Origin of the sequence: Psychrobacter sp. MF31 (assembly GCF_012847335.1) — a bacterium.
In the GTDB taxonomy this organism is placed as follows: Bacteria; Pseudomonadota; Gammaproteobacteria; order Pseudomonadales; family Moraxellaceae; genus Psychrobacter.
The window spans coordinates 168355-186128 of record NZ_JABBDX010000005.1 but is presented as its reverse complement, the minus strand read 5'-3'; the positions used below and the strand labels follow the sequence as shown (position 1 = coordinate 186128).

The window sequence follows — 17774 nt, the reverse complement described above, 5'->3', positions numbered from 1 at the left end:
ACTGATTAAGCATCTAACAGCTCAATCCAGTGCTTCACAGGAACGTTTGATTGACTTCCTAAATGCAGCTGACAGCCAATATTTGCCGTCACGATTTGCTCAGGGTGATCAATGGTTAAATCGGTAATTTTGTTGCTAAGCAGCCTTTGACTTAATTCAGGTTGCAATAAAGAATAGGTTCCTGCTGAGCCGCAGCATAAATGCTTGTTTTGGGTTCGGGTCAGCTCAACGCCTGCTTTTTGCAAGATTTGCTCAACCACGCCGCCAAGCTTTTGACCATGCTGTAAGGAACATGGGCAATGAACCGCCGTTTTTTTCGCGGATCGTTTTAGTCCTAATTTTGCTAAATCTTCTTGAATCAAAATTTCGGTTAAATCTTTGGTCATCTCGCTGACGCGCTTTGCTTTGGCAGCATAATCTGGGTCATGACGCAGCTTTTCGCCGTATTCTTTGACCATTGAGCCACATCCGGAGGCGCTAATGACAATCGCCTCAACGCCGGATTCAATATGCGACCACCACGCGTCAATATTTCGGCGCATAAACTTCAGCCCCTCTTCATGAGCGGGCATGTGGTAGCTTGCCGCGCCGCAGCAACCGGCATCGGGTGCAGCAAATAAGCTGATACCAAGTTTGTCGAGCACACGAGCAGCGGCAATATTGGTATTAGGCGTGGCTGACGGTTGAGCGCAGCCTGCTAAAACCAGCATCCGCCGCTCATGCTGCTGTTTGGGCAAGGGCTTGGTGACTTGTTTTAATGGGACTTGGTTTTTCAGCTCACGCGGTAAAAACGCCCGAAACAGTTGCCCCAATTTTAACAAAAAGCCAAATCGGCGCGGATAAGGCAACACTTTTAAAATCAGCCAGCGTTTTAGCTTTTGGTTGGGTGGTCGCTCAAGCTGCTGCTCCATAATATCGCGACCAATTTCTGCCAATCTGCCGTATTGAACGCCGGATGGACACGTGGTCTCACAGCTTCGGCAGGTGAGGCAGCGATCAAGATGCTTTTGTGATTTTTCACTCACCGTTCCGGTCTCAAGCATTTGCTTCATCAAATAAATGCGACCGCGTGGACCATCGCGCTCATCGCCAAGCTCTTGATAGGTGGGGCAGGTGGCGTTACAAAATCCGCAGTGAACACAGGTTCGCAAAATGCTATCGGCTTCAGCAATATCAGGATGGTCTAAATATTTAACATTGATTTGGGTTCGCATGATGCTCTCCTATTACATCCAGCTATAAAGCCGTCCGGGATTAAAAATGGTATTGGGGTCAAAGGCATGTTTTAAGCGTTGATGAATCAGCTTTAGCGCTTCAGGCTGAGTGTGAAACACCTCGCTATCGCGATTGCCGCCGCGATATAGGCTGACTTGACCGCCCATGTTTTCAGCGATGGCTTCAAGCTCGTCTTTATTAAAATCTCCTTTTAACCAGCGTTGAGCGCCGCCCCAATCAATCAACCAATTCTCATTTGGCATGACATGCTCCGAGCTACTTTTGACGGAAAAGCGCCAAAGCGGCGCGTCACTGGCAAAAAAATCCAAGCGCTGATCGCCAAGCTGTTCCCAAAAGCCGTCTCCATGATCTAAAGCTGACCCTTGCCACTCGCGAGCGGTCGTCTCAACCGCACTTTTTGCCCCTGCCAATCGCAAATAAAGCTGACCGTTTAACCAACACGCGCCAGTCAACGGCACGGCTTGACCGGATAAGCGGTTCATGGTGTCAATCGCTTGAGCGGCGTTCATGTCTTGAACTACCGTTAAGCTTGCCGCAGGTTTGGGCATAATTTTAAGGCTCACCTCACTAATGATGCCAAGCGTTCCCATGGCGCCGGCTTGCATCCGTGACACGTCATAACCGGCAACGTTTTTCATCACCTGACCGCCAAAGCGCAAATGCTCGCCTTTGCCATTGATCAAGCGAATTCCTAACACATGATCGCGAATCGAGCCGCTCCAAGCTCTAGCCGCACCGGATAAATGACAAGCAAGCGTTCCACCTAAGGTGGCATTACCGTCAAATAATGGCGGCTCAAACGCCATCATTTGCTGATGTTCGCTCAGAGCCTCTTTAATTTGTGACAATGGTGTTCCGGCGCGAGCGGTCAATACCAACTCAACTGGCTCATAGCTGATGATTCCGCTATGGGCTTTGATTGAAATAGGCGTTCCTGTTGGCGTTCGTCCCATAAAATCTTTGCTACCGCCGCCGATGACTTGTAACGCTGTGCCGTCACTTGCTGCTTGTTTGACTTGCTCAATCAATTGAGCGCTGATATCGTTCATGCCGGCTCTCCTTGTCGGGCATCGTTTTTAATCGCATCAAGGCTTCGGTATTCTTGGCAGCGCTTTAAAATCGGAATACCTTTGCCGGGATTAAGCAGACCATTAGGGTCAAAGGCGTGTTTAATGGCGTGAAATTGGGTGAGCTCTTCATCATTAAACTGAACTGCCATTTGCCGGATTTTTTCAACACCAACGCCATGCTCGCCGGTGATACAGCCGCCAACTTTGACGCAAAGCTCCAAGATTTTACTGCCAAATTCTTCGGTGCGTTCAAGCTCGCCTGCCACGTTGGCATCAAATAAAATGAGCGGGTGCAAATTGCCGTCGCCGGCATGAAAGACGTTGGCAACTTTTAAACCATAATAATCAGAAAGCTTTTGCATTTCGGTCAAGACAAAGGCAAGCTGGCTTCGCGGAATCGTGCCATCCATACAGTAGTAATCAGGAGAAATTCGACCAACGGCAGGAAACGCTGATTTGCGACCTTTCCAAAGCAGCGCGCGCTCCGCTTCACTTTGCGAGACGCGAGTGGCGGTGGCGCCAAAGTCGATAAACAGCTGCTCAACCTGCGCAATTTGTTCAATCACTTCAGCCTCACTGCCGTCCAATTCACAAAGCAGCAACGCTTGGGCGTCCGTTGGGTAGCCCGCATGGGCAAAGGCTTCAGCGGCAATAATGGCGGGGCTGTCCATCATTTCAAGCCCCGCCGGAATGATGCCTTTAGCAATCACGCCGCCGACTGCATCGCCTGCCGCTTGAACGCTGTCAAACGCCGCCATGATCACCTGAGCGATCGATGGGGTGGGTAGCAATTTGACCGTGACTTCTGTGATAACGCCAAGTAAGCCCTCAGAGCCGGTAATGAGCGCCATCAAATCGATGCCGTTATTATCCAAACCTTCACTGCCAAGGGTAATAAGCTCACCCTCAACGGTGACCATCTCGACCTTTAATAAGTTATGAACAGTCAGACCGTATTTTAAACAGTGAACGCCGCCTGAGTTTTCAGCGACATTGCCGCCGATGGAGCAGGCGATTTGAGAGGAGGGATCGGGACCATAATATAAGCCGTAGTGGCTTGCCGCTTCGCTAATGGCTAAGTTGCGAACGCCCGGTTGCAAGCGTGCGCTGCGGGCAAGCGGGTCGATCTCAAGAATGTGTTTGAAGCGGGATAAGACGAGCAAAACGCCGTCAGGATTGGGCATAGCGCCTGCACAAAGCCCCGTTCCAGCGCCGCGCGCTACCACAGGAATCTCATAGCGATGGCAAATTCGCATCACCTCTTGAACCTGCTCAACTGTCCCTGGTAGCACCACCAAAAGCGGCATATCGCAATAAACGGATAAGCCATCGCATTCAAATGGCTTTTGTGTCTCTTCATCACAAATGACATATTCTGGCGCAAGAAACGCGCGAAACATGGTCGCAAGCGCCATTTTATCTGGCTTTTGGCTTTGGCTCATCGTCGCTCTCCTTAGCTTTATTCAGTAACAATTCCTTCATTATTACACATAAAACTAGGCGGGCATAATACTATTGACCTTAAAAATGACTGTTTATTCATCATAATGATTCAATGATTATCATTTAGAATTAAATAAGCACTTTATTCACTAACGACTTTGTTTGATTCCAAAGTCTTGAACAGATAAAAAACCAAAAGGACGATTTCAAAGCAAATTTTGCAAATCAAGCACGGAAAAAGGAAAATCTAAGCGGGCGTTTTGGGTTAAAATCACCGGAATTTGCGTGGCAAACTGCATCATGAGCGGCTCATCAAAATCGGCAATATCAACGTTTATATAAGACATCGGAACAACGCTTTGAAACTCAACTAGCCGCTGCTCAGCCAACTCACATAAATGGCAGCCTTTGGTGCCAAGCAGCCACCATGTCATATCGTCAGGAAGGGAAGAAAAAGAAACCTGCGCTAAAATATCCGCGCGAAGTTGCTTGAGCATTGAAGGTGAATATTGCGGCATTATCTTGCCTCATGTTGCAAAGTTGTCACCCTATCATAAAGAAATCGTGCGGATAATGACAGCTTAGCCGAGATTAGGTAAGATACTGGCATTTTATGATGCAACCTTGCAGCGCGCTAACGCATATTTTATGGCTGCAACTGCTTTTTTTGGAATCGTTTTCATGACCGTAATGGGCAGATTTTTTAAACGCTTATTGCTGGCGGCAATGCTGCTGGTAGTGGCGTTTCATTTGATGGTGGCAGGGCTATTGGCACTTTGGAAAACCCAGCCGATCAACAACAGTATGTTTATGCTCAGTCACCGATTGACGATGGGCAAGGTATCGCAGTCTTGGGCGGATTATGACGCCATTGCCAAACCCGTCAAGCAAGCAGCGATTGTCAGTGAAGATGCTAAATTTACTCAGCACAACGGTTTTGATTTGCAAGGTATTGAAGCGGCTCATAAAAAAAATGAAGCCTCGGGAAAAATGGCGGCGGGCGGCTCAACCATCACTCAGCAATTGGCAAAAAATTTATTTTTAACCTCGCACCGCTCGTATTGGCGTAAAGGTGAAGAAGCCGTCATCACCGTGATGATCGAAAAAATGTGGGATAAAAAGCGCATTTTAACCGCTTATTTAAACGTTGCTGAATTTGGCAACGGCATTTATGGGATCGATGCCGCAGCGCACCATTATTTTAATAAATCAGCGGCTAAACTTAACCGCGATGAGTCAGCAACGCTCATCAGTATGCTTCCTAATCCCAAATATTATGAAAAAAATCGCAACGATCGGCGACTCAAAAACAAGCAGCGCATCATTAAACGGCGCATGAACAGCGCGATTTTGCCCAAATGACATGATTAAGACGTATTAAATCGCGCTATTATAAATTGTGGCGTTAAATCAGGACAAAATCGCGGTTTCGGACTAGAATAAAAGCCCTTAATGGCAAAAAATAAGGAATCGCGGCATGACTCAAAAGCTCACCCATCACAAGAACAATTCAGACCCAAGCATCCAACAAACGGCAATCACATCACTTACGCAAATTGACTGGCAGCGTTTTGATGACGGCAGCTATTCGGCAAACAGTTATATCAACCGCGAAATCTCATTATTGCAGTTTCATCTTCGGGTATTGGCGCAAGCTGCAAGCCCACATCATCCGCTTCTTGAGCGCTTATTTTTCTTGATTATTTTTTCATCCAATATGGATGAATTTTTTGAAATTCGCGTGGCAGGGCTGATGCAAAAGCTCAATTTGGGCAACGTTGCCGCCACGCCGCACGGCATGCGACCAAGCGAAGTGCTTGATGAAATCTCTATCATTGCGCACCGAGCGATTGATGAGCAATACCGACTGCTTAATGAAGATATTTTGCCAGCGCTTGCGCTTGAGGACATCCGCTATTTAAAACGCGATGAGCTAAACGCTGAGCAATCGGCGTGGATGAAGCAGTATTTTATTGAGCAAGTCATGCCAGTTTTGACCCCAATCAGTATTGATCCTGCGCATCCGTTCCCGCGTTTGGTGAATAAAAGCCTCAACTTTATCGCAAGTTTAGAAGGTAAAGATGCCTTTGGTCGCGATATCAATTTGGCGATTGTTCCTGCGCCGCGAAGCTTGCCGCGCGTCATTCGCCTGCCGGATGAGCTGACCGGCGGCAAAGAGTATCATGTCATGCTGTCTGCCATCATTCATGAGCACGTCAGCGAGCTGTTTCCGGGGGTTCATGTGACCGGCTGCCATCAGTTTCGCTTGACCCGAAATGCCGATTTGGACTTGGCGGACGATGTGGACGATATTGCCAAAGCGCTTGAGGGTGAGCTTGAAAACCGCCGTTTTGGCGATAAGGTTCGCCTTGAGGTGACCACCGATTGCCCAAAACACATGAGCGACTATTTGCTTGATGAGTTTGGACTTCATGACAGTCAGCTTTACCGCGTCAACGGTCCGGTTAACTTAACCCGATTGCTCTTTGACTTTAATCTTCCAAAACTGCGCTATCAGCCGTTTAACTTTGTCATTCCCAAAGCCTTTCGCCGCGATCTTGACAAGCTTGATCGCAGCACCAGCATGTTTGCCGCGATGCGTAAAGGCGATGTGTTGGTTCATCATCCGTTCAATGCCTTCTCGCCTGTGGTCAACCTGCTTTGGCAAGCGGCAAATGATCCTAAAGTTTTAGCCATTAAACAAACGCTTTATCGCTCCGGAACCAATTCTGAAATCGTTCAAGCGCTCGCGGCTGCCGCCCGAAATGGTAAAGAAGTCACCGCCGTGATCGAACTTCGCGCCCGCTTCGATGAAGCATCGAACATTGCGGTTGCCAACTATCTTCAAGAAGCAGGCGCGGTGGTCGTTTATGGCATTGTTGGCTACAAAACTCACGCCAAGCTTATGCTAATTGTCCGCCGTGAGGACAACAAAATCCGCCGCTATGTCCATATGGGAACGGGAAACTATCACGCGGGCAACGCCAAAGCCTACACCGATTACGGCTTATTTACCGCTGATCCTGACATGTCCGAAGACGTTCATAAAATTTTTCAAGAACTGACCGGAATGGGCAAACCTGCCAACCTGAAAAAGCTGCTTCATGCACCATTTACCTTGCATGAGTCGTTAATCAAATTTATTGATGACGAAATCGAAAACGTTCGCTCAGGTAAGCGTGGTCATATCATCATTAAAGTCAATGCATTAACTGAGCGCCGATTGATTGACAAGCTGTATGATGCCTCGCAAGCTGGCGTGAAAATTGAGCTGATTTTGCGCTCCATGTGCTGTTTGCGACCGCAAGTTCAAGGGTTGTCTGAAAACATCACCGTTCGCTCCATCATCGGGCGTTTTTTGGAGCATACGCGCGTTTATTATTTTTATAATGATGGCGATGAGCGCTTATATTGCAGCAGCGCGGACTGGATGGATCGCAATTTATTCCACCGCGTTGAAGTGGCGTTTCCGATTGAAGACAAGGCGTTGTTTAACCAAATTTATCAAGATGGCTTAATCAACTATTTAAAAGATAATGTCCAAGCTTGGGAGCTTGACGGCGAAGGTCATTGGCATCAATTGCAGCCAAAAGATGGTGAGAGCGCTCATATTGCGCAAAATCATCTGCTTAGAACGATCAATAGCGTGGTTGAAGATAACTGAGCAATGCTTACTTATTTTTAATTAGTTTTTAAGTAACTGCTTTTTAAAATAATATGCCCTCAAACAAATAGATTTGAGGGCTTTTTTATTGAATATCCCGAGCAAATTTTACAAAGCAAACGTGAACCTCACAATTTTTCACATATTGCTACGCCAAGCTACTAGCGAGCGTTTTGAAGCGATTTATAATGAAAATTAGTCATCAATTATTCTAAGCTATTTCTTATTAAAAATTAAAAATCAAGGAGTTACCAAGTGACTGATATAAATAATACTACCAAAGCCGATCAATCAGAAGTTAAAAAAGCCGCAGAAAATGTCAATCCAGCTCAGCTTCAAGATAATCTACAAACGAATAAGCCTGTAAATGCGCCTGAGCATTTAACCGAGGATCAAAAAACGCCATTTATCGACGAAGATGTCCGAACCGATAACTGATTTTAAAAAACATCAAATTGAGCTTTAAAAATAATAACTAGGGAGAATCTCATGATTAACGACAAATCAGGTGCAAAAATTGTTGGCATTCCGCCTGAAGATGTACCACTTGATGCCGAGCCGGTACTTGCCGTTGACAAACGCGCTGCTGATGGTTCGTCGCAAGATCCAAGATTGGTAAATGATGAAGAAGCCGTGGTGGTTCGTGATCCTGCGGCAGGAAAAGTAGAAAATCCGCGGGGTAGCTATGCCGGTCGCAAAAATATGCCAAATATTGACGGTCCTGAGCAAGCCTCTCAAGAAACCGATGAGGTATATTCTGACCCAAGAAAAGAAGAGGACTTACCGCCCGGCGGCAAAAATGCGGCGGATTTAAACGCGTTTAATTTAGGCAAAGAAGACAACTCTTTTTAATTTTCAGTGTTGATAACGAACTTTAATAACTAAGCTTTAATCATCATTCAAGTTGGACGACCGCTTTACCACGATATCAAAAATCATGCTTTGAAGTTAGCTGAACGGTTTAAGTTAACTTCAATGCTTACAATAATAAAGGATACCATCATGGAAACTCGCGACCCAAACTTAACAAAAACGAGAATTACTGATACGGAGCGTGATCATTTAGGTCAAGATGAAAACTTACATCATCATGCTCACGTGCAAAACCCAATTACGGACACCATGCAAGAAACGGTAATTGGCTCAGGATTTTTAGCAAGAAATGAGCTTCAAGACACTTTAGATCCTGATTTGGCGCACCGCTCAAGCGTTCATCACAATACTGCTCCGCTTCATGAATCGCGCCGTGAAGAATTGGCGGCAGCGCAGCGTCGTAATGAAATCAGCGATCCGTTAGCCGTCAAAAATACTGAGACGATGCAAGAAACGGTGATTGGCTCAGATCACCTGAGCAATCAGCCAATGAGAGATGACACCTTGTTGGACTCGCATTTAGCCGCTGATCAAGCCGAAAGAAGCGCCACATTAAGAACGCCGCAAACTGATGCCATGGCAGTCGAAGAGCTGCAAGCAACTCGAGCGCCGATGGCTGATCGAGCTGAGATGCGACTCAATGAGCGAGACGTTCAAGCCCATTCTCATGTCGAAAACGGCACGGATACCTTTGACTCAGATGTCATGCAAACTGAACACGTCAACCCCGGTGACAATCCTGCTCGCGAACCAGATCGCCGTGACCAAGAAGGCAGCCCGTTTGACAATAATGTGAATGAAGAAACCACAGGAACCGAAGTTCCAAAAAGTGAGTTCATTGACGATCACAACCGTTATGCCAGCATTGACAATGCGCAATCGCGGGTGCTTCCTACAGAAGATAAAGGCGACGACAAAAGCTATGACCGCTACAATGAATAATAGGTGATTTATGACAATTAATGAAAATAAGCATGAGCCACTCATTGCCGATGACGATGTCAAGCCCAATCGGCACTATCATCTCGAAGATGCCGATGATTTTGATGGCGTTGTTCCAGAGGATGACCTGCAAACGGTCAATCCTGCCTTAGCCGAAAAACTTACCCCTGACCATGATCCTCATGGTGTGGTAAAAAATCGCTTAGATCATGACCAAAATTTATAAAACAGGTTTGTGAATAGCAATATTAGGCAGTATTTTTAAATATTGCCTAATTTTTATAACTAATGACGATTAAATTAACACTGGATCGCCACTATGAAATCTAAGCTCAGTATCAGGGCTTGAAATCAGCTCGCTTTCCACCGTTTTAAAAAACTGCACCCGCTCCTCGATAGGATCGTCACTTAGCGACTGAGCAAGCGTCAAGTAATCCTCAAAATGGCGACTTTCTGACTTTAACAAATAGCGATAATACCGTCCTAAGCGCTCATCACTGATTTGTTCTGCCAAAGCTGCAAAGCGCTCACAAGATCGAGCTTCAATAAACGCGCCAATAATCAACACATCAATCATCGCTTCAGGCTCAAAAGTTCGCTTGTGCTTGAGCATCCCTTTTGCATAGCGACCTGCACTTAAGTATTGCCATACTTGATCGCGCTCATTCATGATTCCTAAAACCTGCTCATAATGAAGCATTTCTTCACGAATGAGCTGAGCTAACTTTTTTTGCAACTCAAAAGAAAACTCATAACGGAACATCAAGTTCATTGCCGTTCCTGCCGCTTTTTTTTCGCAATTGGCATGATCTTGGATGATAAGCGGCAAATTATTCAGCGCTGCCGTGACCCAACCTTGCGACGTTCGGCTGCCTAGAAAGTTAAAAATAGGCGTTAAATCCACCGAAATTGGGGATTTTATTTTATTGATATCGACGCTATCGTCACTTAGCGGATCATGAAAGTTTGAATCGGTATCACAAGATAGAGTTGTTGGTGAAGCTGTGTCAGTCATAGTTGTCACATTAAAAAAATTTTTAGGAAAAATTAAAAAGAATCATTTGCTTAAGCTGTTGCAATAATTACTTACAGTTTTGAATTACTGGCAAGTCATCAAAATTTGTCTTTCTTATTATAACGGCAAAGCCATAAGGGATATAGCACATCATTTTTATAAAAGCCCACTATTTTTTTAATAAATGGAATTAACTTGTTAATTTTTAAATTTGATAGTAGGATAAGTTTTGATTTTAAGACAAATTATCTTACTATTAGTAAAAATGCTACGCTTGATCTGATATTAATGACTTATTGTTATCAATATGGCTTTTGTCGATAATCAATACTAATCAAACAATAAAAAATTTTTACTTTTTCATAAAAGCGTCATGCTCAGTCTTTATTGTCGCTATTTATTTTAGTAAAAAGGCTTAAGATAAAAAAGTCGACAAGATTAATCGACTAGGCTACTGATCTTATGAAATGATTTATGATTTGTTAATAAGGTCAATTTAAAAATACTGAGCATTCAAATGTGGAATGAATACTCAAAAAACGCCAAACCCGCGTCAATCCCGCAGTCTGATGCGACCATCCCGACCCACTGATAAGGACACCGCTATGAGCCAAGCCATCGCCAATCGTATTCAAAAAGGCAGTCTTGCCATTGACACTCAGCTTTTTGATTTTATTGAAAACGAAGTGCTGCCAAGCGTCGGCGTCGACTCTCAAGACTACTGGTCAGGATTTGAAGCCACTGTCAAAGCGCTGACGCCAAGAAATAAGGCGCTTTTGCAAACGCGCGCTGATCTGCAATCGCAAATTGATCAATGGCACCTCGATCATCCGGCAAAAGGCGGCAAAATTGACTTTCCGGCGTACAAGCAATTTTTGCAAGATATTGGCTATTTATTGCCTGAAGGCGAGGACTATCAAGTCGGCACGCAAAATGTGGACGATGAGATTGCTACGATGGCAGGACCGCAATTGGTCGTTCCGGTTTTAAACGCTCGCTATGCACTCAATGCCAGCAACGCGCGCTGGGGCAGCTTATATGATGCGCTTTATGGTACTGATGTGATCAGTAACGACAACGGTCAAGAAGCAGGGAAGGGCTATAATCCAACTCGCGGCGCCGCGGTGGTTGCTTATGCCAAAGCGTTTTTGGATGCGCATTTTGCCCTTGACACTGGGTCTTTTACCAAGGCAACTGGTTTTAGTATTGTTGATGGCAAATTGGTGATTCATCAAGAGGATCGCGATACGGCATTGCAAGATCCGGCTAAATTTGTCGGGTTTGTTGGCGAGGCGTCAGCACCAACGGGAATTTTGCTTAAAAATAACAACCTTCACGTTGAGATTCAAATCGATCCTGAAAACCCGATTGGCAAGGCAGATCTGGCAGGAATCAAAGACATTTTGCTGGAATCGGCATTAAGCGCCATTCAAGATTTGGAAGATTCGATTGCAGCGGTGGATGCTGAAGACAAAGTTGCCGCTTATCGCAACTGGTTTGGGCTAATGAATGGCGATTTGTTTGAGCGCTTTGAAAAAAATGGCAAAACCATCACCCGCCGCCAAAATCCAGATCGTGAATATACCTCCCCAACAGGCGAAAAATTGGTACTTCCGGGTCGCGCGCTGTTATTGATCCGAAATGTTGGTCACTTAATGCAAAATCCCGCCATTTTGGTAGATTTGGGTGACGGCTATGAGGAAATCTTTGAAGGCATTATGGACGGTCTTATCACGCCGTTATTATCGCTCAATGACATTCAAGGAAAAAATGAGCTTGCCAACTCACGACAAGGCTCGATGTATATTGTGAAGCCTAAAATGCACAGCCCTGAGGAAGTTCGCTTTGCTGACGACTTATTTACCGCCGCCGAAGATATCTTAAACTTGCCGCGTTACACCATTAAAATTGGCGTTATGGATGAAGAGCGCCGAATGACGGTAAATTTAAAAGAAGCCATCCGTCAAGTTCGCGATCGCATTATCTTTATCAATACCGGATTTTTGGATCGCACTGGTGATGAGATGCACACCAGTATGAACGCAGGCGCCTTTGTTCGCAAAAGCCGAATGAAAGAGCAGCCTTGGCTACAAGCTTATGAGCAGTGGAACGTTGATGTTGGTCTTGAAGCCGGATTGCCGGGTCACGCCCAAATTGGTAAAGGCATGTGGGCAAAGCCTGATGATATGAAAGAGATGCTTGAGACCAAAATTGCGCATCCAAAAGCTGGCGCGAACACTGCTTGGGTGCCATCGCCTACAGCGGCAACGTTGCACAGCTTGCACTATCATGAAGTGAACGTTTCTGAAACCCAAGAAGCTCTAAAATCGCGACCACGCGCCAATATCGATGATATTTTAACCATTCCACTGGCGCTCGATACCAATTGGACTGCCGAGGAAATCCGCGAGGAGCTTGAAAACAATGCTCAAGGAATTTTGGGGTATGTGGTTCGCTGGGTCAATCAAGGCGTTGGCTGCTCAAAAGTTCCAGATATCAATAATGTGGGACTGATGGAAGATCGGGCGACACTGCGCATCTCAAGCCAGCACATTGCTAACTGGCTGTATCATGGCATTGTCACTAAAGATCAAGTCATGACAACCATGAAGCGCATGGCAGAAATTGTTGATGATCAAAATTCAGGCGATCCTGAGTATCGTCCGATGGCAACTGATTTTGAAAATTCATTTGCTTTTAAAGCGGCTTGCGATTTGGTCTTTAAAGGTCGCGAGCAGCCAAATGGCTATACTGAACCGTTACTGCATCAAGCGCGCCTTGCGTTAAAAGCCAGTGCTTGCCCAATTTGACACAAAAGATCAGTTATGATTTGATCCACTTTACCAAGCCTTTGTTAGTTAGAACCAATGAGGGCTTTTTTATCGCTTAAAACAAATTATCTTGATAATTATGGTCTTATTTAATCAGATGATTGTAAAAAATATGTTGCAAATTATGTCAAAGTTGATATGCTTATTGGTGAAGTATGAGTTTGGTAACGGATGTTACGCACAAGCGTGATAAACTCCTAGGTTTACAATCGAGTTACGAAAAACGGAATTTTTTTGTAAATGTTAGGTTTTTTCATCTTTCAGTAATAACACTTCGCCACACTTGTTTCTGACTAAGCTCGGTAGCCAGTTACATTTATTTTGAGGATTTGTGACGATACCATTTTGGGTGCCCGCCAAAAGCTAGCACCTTACTAAAATTGTAAAGTGGAGATACTCCCATGAAAAAACTACTTTTAGCTTCCGCCATCGCTGCCCTAACCGCAACTGCTGCTCAAGCTGCACCAACCATTTATGGTAAAGCATTCGTTACTGCTGATTATGTCAATGCTGAATCTGATCTTAGCCTTGCGCCTAATCAAACTGTGAGTGATGACTATTTGAATCAGTACGACGAAAATACGGTTCAAATTAACTCTCATGCTTCTCGCATCGGTCTTAAAGGCTCAGAAGCGCTATCAGCAAACACGGATGTGGTTTATCAGCTAGAGTATGGCATTGGTGTTGACGGTGATAGCAACACTTTAAAAAGCCGCGATACTTATGTTGGGGTTGTTAACAAAGACTTTGGTGAATTCCGTGCCGGTCGCAACTCATCTGTTTTAGGTTATGTGAATAACGTGACTTTAACCGAAGGCTTTTGGGATAACTTAGGTGACAGCAAGCTTGAAGACGAAAAAGAGCTTCGCGCCCTAAACATGCTTGATGACTCACGTCAAAGCAACTCGATCGTTTGGATTGCACCAAAATACCAAGGTCTTCCTGTTGAGCTTGCCCTTCAGTATGCATCAGATGAAAAATTCACTGACAGCAAAAATGGTTATGGCGCCTCTTTAATGTTTGATCAAGGCACAGGCTTCACAGCAGGTATTGCTTACAGTAAAGACATGGATGCCTATAATAAATCAGAAGATTTAAATCTTTCAGATTCAAATAAACCAATTTATAACAAAGATGGTGCTGGCTACGGCGGTGATGTGATCCGTGGAACCGTAACTGCTGATTTAGGCAAGTATGTTGCTTATCCTGTAAAAGTTGGCGCGATGTACCAACAAACTGATTACGACTTTGCCGGATCAAGCAAAGAAAAAGGTTTGGTATTAAGCGGTGAGATGGGCTTAAACAACTTTGCTAAACCTGCGTCAGTTTATCTTCAGTACAACAAAACTGACAACTTGAATGGCTTTAGCGATGCTGAATCTGATCAAATCGTATTGGGCGGCAAATACATGTTTAAGAAAAACATGATTGCTCATGCTTATGTTGGTCAAAACTCAGCAGATTATGCGCGTGTAGGCAACGTAACTACCACTAATGGTGGGGTATCAACAACTGCTCCTGGTATCATCAAATCTGATATCGACGTCTTTGCTTTAGGCGGCGGCTTAGAATACAAATTCTAATCCTAGCTAAATGTCGTAAAAAACTCACTCCAATCGGGGTGAGTTTTTGTTTTTGCTCTAAATTTAATGAATACTTGTTTTTTATGAAAAAATTACTCTTGATCCCCGTTTTAATCGTTACCGCAACCAGCGCCGCTTATGCCAACCCCAAAGTTTACGGCAAGATATTTTTAACCGCCGATTATGTCAACATGCAATCGGACTTGATCACCAAGCTTGCGCTCAACGAAACGGTGAAGACTTTAGACGGCTATGATAAAAATGCGGTTGAGATCAACTCTCACGGCTCACGAATTGGCATCAAAGGTGACGAAGCGCTAAGTGATCATACCAATATCATCTATAAGCTTGAGTATGGCGTTCATGTTGATGGCGATGACCAAAGCCTAAAAAGCCGCGATACCTACCTTGGACTTGAAAATAAAAAATTTGGCGAAGTTCGCGTGGGTCGTAACTCCTCAGTTTTGGACGAAGTTAATAATGTCACCGTTACCGAAGGTTACTGGGACAATCTAGGCGATGGTAAGCTCAAAGATGAACAAGAGCTTCGCGCGCTAAATATGCTTGATGACTCGCGCCAAAGCAACTCGATCGTTTGGTTTGCACCGCAATATAAAGATGTTCCAGTCAAGCTTGCGCTGCAATATGCCACCAACGAGGACGAATCGCGAAATGAAGGCTATGGCGCCTCCATAATGCTTGAAGGCGCTCAAGGCATCACCGCAGGGCTTGCTTACACCAAAAACATGGACAATGAAGGCAAGATTGATATTTTGGATTTAACCGATATCAATAAGCTTGACAGCCGAAAAGTTGAATATTCCGGCGATATCATTCGCGGAACGCTTCGTGCGGATTTGAACAAATTTACCTCACTGCCGCTCACGCTTGGGGTGATGTATCAAGAAGGCGATTATAAGTATCAAGGATCAAAAACTGAAAAAGGCTTGGTCGTTAGCGGAAAAATGAAGCTAGCGCAGTTTGATAAGCCTGCTGCCGTTTATTTGCAGTACAACAAAACGGACAATTTAAACGGTTATGCCGACTCAAACTCCGACCAGATCGTGCTTGGTGGAACGTATGACTTTAAAAAGGACATCACCGCTCATGCTTATATCGGTAAGAACTCTGCTGATTACGTGTCGGTTGGCAAGGTCAAAGTGGATGAAAAAGGCAAGAAGAATTATTACGCCAATATCGAATCTGACATTGACGTTTTTGCTTTTGGAGCAGGACTTGAATATAAGTTTTAGTTTGCTTGGTTGATTTTAAGTCATATTTAAAACTCATCGTTTATGATGGGTTTTTTTATGAGCGCTTTTTGAGCCGCAAAGTTTTATAAAAAGCTTAAAATCGGGCGGATTCAGATTTTGCCCTATATTTTCTTGTGTATTTTTAGTAAAATTCTTTTTTACCAATGACCGACAGAAGAGCTATGACCAAGTTTATATTTGTGACCGGTGGGGTGGTGTCCTCACTAGGAAAAGGTATCACGGCAGCCTCACTTGCCGCGGTGTTAGAGGCGCGCGGGGTCAAGGTCACCATGACCAAGATGGACCCGTATATCAACGTCGACCCTGGCACGATGAGCCCCTTTCAGCACGGTGAAGTTTTTGTCACCGACGATGGCGCTGAGACGGATTTGGACTTGGGCTATTACGAGCGCTTTTTACGCCACTCAAAAATGAGCAAAAGCAATAACTTTACCAGTGGTCGTATTTATCAAACGGTACTTAATAAAGAGCGCCGCGGTGAGTATTTGGGCGGAACGGTTCAGGTGATTCCGCACATCACCGATGAAATTAAAAATAAAATCTTAGCTAGTGGTGCAGGCTACGATGTGGCAATCATCGAAATTGGCGGTACGGTCGGTGACATTGAATCCTTGCCATTTATGGAAGCCGTTCGTCAGTTGCAAGTTGAGCTTGGTCGCAACAAAGCCATGCTCATGCATTTAACCCTTGTGCCTTATATTTCAAGCGCAGGGGAGACCAAAACCAAACCCACTCAGCACTCGGTAAAAGAGCTTCGCTCCATTGGTTTGCAGCCGGATATCTTGATTTGCCGCTCAGAGCATCAAATATCCCAAGACAATCGCCGCAAAATTGCGCTATTTACCAACGTTGAAGAGCGCGCGGTTATCATGTGCGAAGATGCCAAAAGCATTTATCAAATCCCGCGAGCGCTTTATGAGCAAGATTTGGATGACATCATTTGTGAGCGTTTTGGTCTTGATTTGCCGGAAGCCGATTTGAGTGATTGGGACAAAGTCGTTGAAGCTCAGCTCAATCCAAAAGCTAACGTTACCGTGGCAATGGTTGGTAAATATGTTGAGCTTCCAGACGCTTATAAGTCGATTAATGAAGCGCTACTTCACGCCGGAATCACCCACCAAACGGCGGTCAAAATCGATTACGTCGATGCCGAGCGTTTAGAAGATGACGACAGCTTACTTGAAAACTTAAAAAACGCTGATGCGATTTTAGTTCCAGGCGGCTTTGGTGAGCGCGGAACGATTGGCAAAATGAAAGCCATCACTTATGCCCGTGAAAATAATGTTCCCTATCTTGGCATTTGCTTAGGAATGCAGCTTGCGGTCATTGAATACGCTCGAAACGTATTAAATTTGGACGCCAATTCGTCTGAGTTTGATCGTAAAAGTGCAGAGCCAATTATCGGTCTCATTACTGAATGGTTTGATGAGCGCGGCGAGCTGCAAATCCGCAGCGATGACTCTGACCTTGGCGGTACGATGCGCTTGGGTGCTCAAAAGGCAGAGTTGGTCGCCGGAAGTAAGCTTGCGCGGATTTATGGTGCGACTACCATCACCGAGCGTCATCGCCACCGCTATGAGATGAACAACCGCTATATTGAGCCGTTAGAAGCTGCCGGAATGACCATTTCAGGGTATTCTGCCAAGCAGCATTTGGTTGAAGCGGTCGAAATTCAAAGCCATCCTTGGTTTGTCGCGGTTCAGTTCCACCCTGAGTTCACCAGTTCACCGCGCGGTGGTCATCCGCTATTTAACAGCTTTGTAAAAGCGGCAAAAACGTATCACGATAGCAAGTAAGATGAAGCTTTAAGTTTAAAATAAAAAAGGTCAGCTTTTGGGTTGAC

The 17774-nt window shown here is 45.0% G+C and carries 15 protein-coding genes; 10 read left to right on the top strand and 5 right to left on the bottom strand.

From position 1 onward, the window contains the following. Positions 1 to 5: 5 nt before the first annotated feature. From glcF to HF322_RS08445, 4 genes are all read right to left on the bottom strand, one after another. Positions 6 to 1214 (bottom strand): glycolate oxidase subunit GlcF, encoded by a 1209-nt coding sequence (gene glcF / locus HF322_RS08460; RefSeq protein WP_169392965.1) that lies wholly within the window; start codon positions 1212 to 1214, stop codon positions 6 to 8. 12 nt (positions 1215 to 1226) lie between these two features. Next, the gene (gene glcE / locus HF322_RS08455) at positions 1227 to 2285 is read right to left on the bottom strand and encodes a glycolate oxidase subunit GlcE (RefSeq protein WP_169392964.1); all 1059 of its coding nucleotides are present in this window, start codon (positions 2283 to 2285) and stop codon (positions 1227 to 1229) included. Further along, positions 2282 to 3748 (bottom strand): FAD-linked oxidase C-terminal domain-containing protein, encoded by a 1467-nt coding sequence (locus HF322_RS08450; protein WP_169392963.1) that lies wholly within the window; start codon positions 3746 to 3748, stop codon positions 2282 to 2284. The genes glcE and HF322_RS08450 overlap by 4 nt, the downstream gene beginning before the upstream one ends. Before the next feature lie 207 nt (positions 3749 to 3955). Beyond that, a complete protein-coding gene (locus tag HF322_RS08445; protein ID WP_223193242.1) occupies positions 3956 to 4267 on the bottom strand; it encodes a glutaredoxin family protein in 312 nt (103 codons plus the stop codon). A 163-nt stretch (positions 4268 to 4430) separates the two neighbouring features. Between HF322_RS08445 and mtgA the strand changes: the two genes are divergently transcribed. From mtgA to HF322_RS08415, 6 genes are all read left to right on the top strand, one after another. Further along, entirely contained in the window at positions 4431 to 5111 is a 681-nt protein-coding gene (mtgA, locus tag HF322_RS08440; protein ID WP_169393068.1) for a monofunctional biosynthetic peptidoglycan transglycosylase, read from the top strand. 115 nt (positions 5112 to 5226) lie between these two features. Continuing rightward, positions 5227 to 7413, top strand: a complete 2187-nt coding sequence (ppk1, locus tag HF322_RS08435) for a polyphosphate kinase 1 (protein WP_169392962.1) — start codon at positions 5227 to 5229, stop codon at positions 7411 to 7413. 255 nt (positions 7414 to 7668) lie between these two features. Next, positions 7669 to 7851, top strand: a complete 183-nt coding sequence (locus HF322_RS08430; protein WP_169392824.1) for a hypothetical protein — start codon at positions 7669 to 7671, stop codon at positions 7849 to 7851. 51 nt (positions 7852 to 7902) lie between these two features. Further along, entirely contained in the window at positions 7903 to 8265 is a 363-nt protein-coding gene (locus HF322_RS08425; protein ID WP_223193241.1) for a hypothetical protein, read from the top strand. A 150-nt stretch (positions 8266 to 8415) separates the two neighbouring features. Further along, complete coding sequence (locus tag HF322_RS08420) at positions 8416 to 9228, top strand: hypothetical protein (RefSeq protein ID WP_169392961.1); 813 nt, start codon at positions 8416 to 8418, stop codon at positions 9226 to 9228. Positions 9229 to 9238: 10 nt separating this feature from the next. Beyond that, on the top strand, positions 9239 to 9454 hold the full coding sequence (locus HF322_RS08415; RefSeq protein ID WP_169392960.1) for a hypothetical protein: 216 nt from the start codon (positions 9239 to 9241) through the stop codon (positions 9452 to 9454). 69 nt (positions 9455 to 9523) lie between these two features. Here HF322_RS08415 and HF322_RS08410 read toward each other — a convergent pair whose 3' ends face one another. Continuing rightward, positions 9524 to 10243, bottom strand: coding sequence for a tRNA-(ms[2]io[6]A)-hydroxylase (locus HF322_RS08410; RefSeq protein WP_169392959.1), 720 nt, complete (start codon positions 10241 to 10243; stop codon positions 9524 to 9526). A gap of 617 nt (positions 10244 to 10860) precedes the next feature. Between HF322_RS08410 and HF322_RS08405 the strand changes: the two genes are divergently transcribed. The 4 genes from HF322_RS08405 (at position 10861) to HF322_RS08390 (ending at position 17727) form a co-directional block, all read left to right on the top strand. Beyond that, a complete protein-coding gene (locus tag HF322_RS08405; protein WP_308811490.1) occupies positions 10861 to 13053 on the top strand; it encodes a malate synthase G in 2193 nt (730 codons plus the stop codon). Between the two features lie 422 nt (positions 13054 to 13475). Continuing rightward, complete coding sequence (locus tag HF322_RS08400) at positions 13476 to 14657, top strand: porin (RefSeq protein ID WP_169392957.1); 1182 nt, start codon at positions 13476 to 13478, stop codon at positions 14655 to 14657. 83 nt (positions 14658 to 14740) lie between these two features. Further along, positions 14741 to 15910, top strand: a complete 1170-nt coding sequence (locus HF322_RS08395; protein ID WP_169392956.1) for a porin — start codon at positions 14741 to 14743, stop codon at positions 15908 to 15910. A gap of 182 nt (positions 15911 to 16092) precedes the next feature. Next, positions 16093 to 17727 carry a CTP synthase gene (locus HF322_RS08390; protein ID WP_169392955.1) on the top strand — a complete coding sequence of 545 codons (1635 nt, stop codon included), beginning with the start codon at positions 16093 to 16095 and terminating at the stop codon, positions 17725 to 17727. Positions 17728 to 17774 lie beyond the last annotated feature (47 nt).